Annotated in this window: 3 protein-coding genes; all 3 read right to left on the reverse strand. The window is 65.2% G+C overall.

Going from position 1 to position 4296, the window contains the following annotated elements; translation table 11 throughout:
- Nucleotides 1–350: 350 nt before the first annotated feature.
- Entirely contained in the window at nt 351–1301 is a 951-nt protein-coding gene (gene tal / locus DBR12_RS02050; RefSeq protein ID WP_108615724.1) for a transaldolase, read from the reverse strand.
- A gap of 7 nt (nt 1302–1308) precedes the next feature.
- Complete coding sequence (locus DBR12_RS02055; protein WP_108615725.1) at nt 1309–2391, reverse strand: ABC transporter ATP-binding protein; 1083 nt, start codon at nt 2389–2391, stop codon at nt 1309–1311.
- Between the two features lie 28 nt (nt 2392–2419).
- On the reverse strand, nt 2420–4296 hold a 1877-nt coding region (locus tag DBR12_RS02060; protein WP_108615726.1), incomplete at its 5' end, for an iron ABC transporter permease.

Genomic DNA, 4296 nt, shown 5'->3' on the forward strand with positions numbered 1-4296 from the left:
CTGACTCGCCGTGGTTGTCCGAGCGGCGCTGCGCAGCAGCAAAGCGAGTTCCACGGCGCACCCCGCAACCGCCCCGACGCAGGTTTGCCCCTTCGCACCGCGAAGGGGTCGCAGACTGGGGGTCGCCTTTTCTTTGCTTACTTTCTTTTGGCGAAGCAAAAGAAAGTGAGTCGCCTGCCGGGGCGACAACCCGGCTCCCACCCGCAACCCAAGCAATCCTTCCAAACTAGCGCGCCAAGGCTTCGACAAGCCCAGCCCGAACGGGAAATCAAAACAGCAGAGCCACAAAAAACAAAGCGGCTGGCGCTCCCCAAAAAAGCACCAGCCGCCCACAGAAACCAAAAGCAACCTCAAGCCGCCAGGATCAGCTTCTCCAGCTTCACAGCATCCACCGCAAACGCCCGAATCCCCTCGGCCAGCTTCTCCGTCGCCATCGCGTCCTCATTCAGCGCATAACGGAACCCCGCCTCGTCATAGTTCACCGCAGGCAGATCCATCGCCTTGGCAGCCTCCGCATCCAGCGCCCGCTGCAACGGCGCGTCGCTGGCCGCCAGTTGCGCCAGCAGCTCGGGCGCGATGGTCAACAGGTCACAACCCGCCAGCGCCGTGATCTGGCCCACATTGCGGAAGCTTGCGCCCATCACCTCGGTGGCAATGCCAAAGCGCTTGTAGTGGTTGTAGATCTGCGTGACCGACTGCACACCGGGGTCGTTGGCGCCAGCGCGCGCGGCCTCGTCCCAACTGGCACCCGCCTGCTTTTTGTACCAGTCGTAAATGCGGCCCACAAAGGGCGAGATCAGCTGCACCTTGGCTTGGCCGCAGGCCACGGCCTGGGCGAACGAGAACAGCAGCGTGAGGTTGGTGTGGATGCCCTTGCGCTCCAGTTGCTCGGCGGCCTTGATGCCTTCCCACGTGGCGGCGATCTTGATGAGCACGCGGTCGATGTGGATGCCTTCGGCCTGGTACAGCTCGATGATGCGCTCGGCGCGGGTGACGGTGGCGCTGGCGTCAAAGCTCAGGCGGGCGTCCACTTCGGTGGAGACGCGGCCGGGCACGTGGGTCAGAATCTCGCAGCCAAAACGCACCAGCAGGCGGTCGATCACCTCGTCCATCGCGCGCCCTTGCCATTGGGCAACGGTGTCCTTCAGCAGCGGCGCATATTCGGGCTTTTGCACCGCCTTGAGGATCAGCGAAGGGTTTGTGGTGGCATCCTGCGGACGGAACTGGGCCAGTTGCAGAAAGTCGCCGGTGTCGGCAACCACGGTGGTGAACTGTTTGAGGGCGTCGAGTTGGTTCGTCATGGCGCCATTATTCCGCATTGGTATCGGCGCCTTCGGTACTACCAACCACCGATACGCCGTGGGCACCCAGGCTCAGCTGCACCGCGTCGCCCACAGTCAGCACATCGTCCAGGTCGGACGACACCACGAAAATGTGGCCCAGCGCGGTCTCAAAGGTGTATTCGTACACGGCGCCCAGGTAGGCCCGCTTGTCCAGCCGGGCGGGCAGCAGGCCTGCGCCCTGGCGGTGAATGTGCCAGGCCTCGGGGCGCACCGCCACCTTCACCGGGCCGCTCTTGACCGCCATGCGGGGGCGCAACACCAGCGGCCCCAGAGCCACCGTGCCATCAGCGTCGGCCACGGCCGGGAACAGCATGGCCTCGCCCATGAAGCCCGCGACAAACTCGCTGTGCGGGGTTTCATACAGCGCACGCGGCGAGCCCTTTTGCGCAATCAGGCCCTGGTTCATCACGATGATCTGGTCGCTCACGGCCATGGCCTCGGCCTGGTCGTGGGTGACGTAGGCCACGGTGAGCGACAGGCGCTGCTGCAGCGCGCGGATCTCTTCGCGCATCTCGCGGCGCAGGCGGGCGTCGAGGTTGGACAAGGGCTCGTCGAACAGCAGCACCTCAGGCTCCAGCACCAGCGCGCGGGCCAGTGCCACACGCTGCTGCTGGCCACCCGACAGCTCGCTGGGCAGGCGGTCGTCATAGCCCACCAGGCCCACGCCGCGCAGCGCCTCAACGGCCTTGATACGCGCCTGCTCCTTGGGCTGGCCCGACATGCGCAGGCCGTACATCACGTTCTCCACCACGTTCATGTGCGGGAACAGCGCATAGCTCTGGAACATCATGCTCACGTTGCGTTGCGCGGGGCCGAGCGTGGTCACGTCCTTGCCGCCAATGAAAATCTCGCCCGAGGTGGGCGACTCCAGCCCCGCAATCATGCGCAAGGTCGTCGTCTTGCCGCAGCCCGAGGGGCCAAGGATGGTGGTGAGCGTGCCGCGTGGCACCTCAAAGCTGATGCCCTTGACGGCCAGGGCCGCACTGCTGTCGCTGCCGTAGCGCTTGGTGATGTTGCGGAACACGATGCCCGCGTCGTTGTGGTTCATGGCGTGTTTTCTTTTTCTGCAGGAGTGTTCAATGCGCGGCGGGGGCCGTTGCGCGCCGTCCGAGCTTGCGGTCGCCGACGAGCAACTGGATCAGGCCGATGGAGGCCGACATGAGGATGATGAGCACCGTGCAGTACGCCAGCGCCACGCCATAGTCGCCATTGCCCACGCGGCCGATGATGTAGGTGGTGGCCAGCTCGTTCTCGGCCGTGACCAGGAAGATCACCGCGCTCACGGTGGTGATGGCGCGCACAAAGCTGTAGACCAGCGCCGCCACCAGCGCGGGCTTGAGCAGCGGCAGCACCACATGGCGCAACGTTTGCACACTACCCGCGCGCAGCATCACAGACGCCTCATCCAGCGACCGATCCAGCTGCTTGAACGCTGCAGTACCCGCCCGCACGCCCACCGGCAGATTGCGGAACATGAAGCACAGCACGATGATGAGCGCCGTGCCCGTCAGCTCGAACGGCGGCACGTTGAAGGCCAGGATGTAGCTCACGCCCAGCACTGTGCCGGGGATGGCAAAGGCCAGCAGCGCCGCGAACTCGAACGCGCACTGCCCCCTGAACTCGGTGCGCGCCAGCAGCCACGCAATGCCAATGCCCAGCGTGGCCGTGAGCGGCGCCGAGATGGCCGCGAGCTTGAGTGTGGTGAAGAACGAGTTCCACGCCGTGCCCGCCCACACCACACCAAACTCGCCCCACTCCACGTTGAACGCCGTGCGAAAGTGCGCCAGCGTGATCGTGTAGTCGCGCCCCCAGGTCTGCACAAAGCCACCGGCCAGCGCAAACAGGTACACGATGAGGGTGAACGCCATCCACGGCAGAGCAATGGAGTGCACCACGCGGCGCACGCCCGCTGGCAGCGGCATGGCAATGCCGGCGTCGCCCTTGCCCGACACGGTGGTGAAGTTCTGCTTGCCCAGCAGCCCGCGCTGGATGGCGAACACGGTGAGTGCAAACAGCGTGAGGATCCAGGCCAGCGACGCGGCACGGCCCTGGTCGTACTGCGCGCCCACAATGGCGAAGAAGATTTCGGTGGACAGCACAGAGAACTGCCCGCCCACCACGATGGGGTTGCCGAAGTCGGCCATGCTCTCGATGAAACCCACCAAAAACGCGTTGGCCAGGCCGGGCTTGAGCAGCGGCAGCGTCACCGTCATGAAGGTGCGGTGCGGGCTGGCGCGCAAGGTTTGTGCGGCCTCTTCCAGGCTGGGCGCCACGCCCTGCACCACGCCACGCATGATCATGAAGGCGATGGGTGTGAACGCAAAGGTCTGCGCCACCCACACCCCAAACCAGCCGTAGAACCAGCGTGTGGGCGGGATGCCGAACGCGACTTCGAGAAACTGGTTGAACACACCCGCGCGGCCAAACAGCAGGATGAGCCCCAGGCCCACCACGAACGGCGGCGTGATGATGGGCAGCAGCGCCACGATGTTCAGTGGCCGCGCATACCGGCGCGACGCGCGCTCGGCCATCAGCGCCATGAAGGTTCCCAGCAGCGTGGTGCTGGTGGCTGTCATCAGCCCCAGGAACAGCGTGTTCCACGCCACACCACAGCGCTGGCCGCCGCTCAGGCACGCGAGGCCAAAGTTGCGCTCGTGCGCAATGCGCTCCCACACCACCGCCAGCGAGAACGGCCCATCTTCCAGGAAAAACGCTGCCGACAACGCCTTGAGCACCGGGAACACGATAAACAGTGCGAGCAGGCTGCCACAGCCCACCACCGCCGCAGCCACAAACAGATCACCCTTGAAGAAGCCCCTGCGCGCCACGCCAAAAGACAGCAGCACCAGCAGCGCCGACAGCACCACAAACCCGCCCCAGCCCATGCCCGGCTGGCGCGCACCGAGCTCGCCCAGGCTGGTATTCATCCACTCAAAAGCCCAGCCGCGTGCAC

Source organism: Acidovorax sp. HMWF029 (assembly GCF_003060895.1).
Taxonomy (GTDB): domain Bacteria; phylum Pseudomonadota; class Gammaproteobacteria; order Burkholderiales; family Burkholderiaceae_C; genus Acidovorax.

What these genes read in the sequence shown, in the direction of transcription:
- tal (WP_108615724.1), bottom strand. Translation starts at nt 1,301, where the DNA reads ATGACGAACCAACTCGACGCCCTCAAACAGTTCACCACCGTGGTTGCC.
- DBR12_RS02055 (WP_108615725.1), bottom strand. Translation starts at nt 2,391, where the DNA reads ATGAACCACAACGACGCGGGCATCGTGTTCCGCAACATCACCAAGCGC.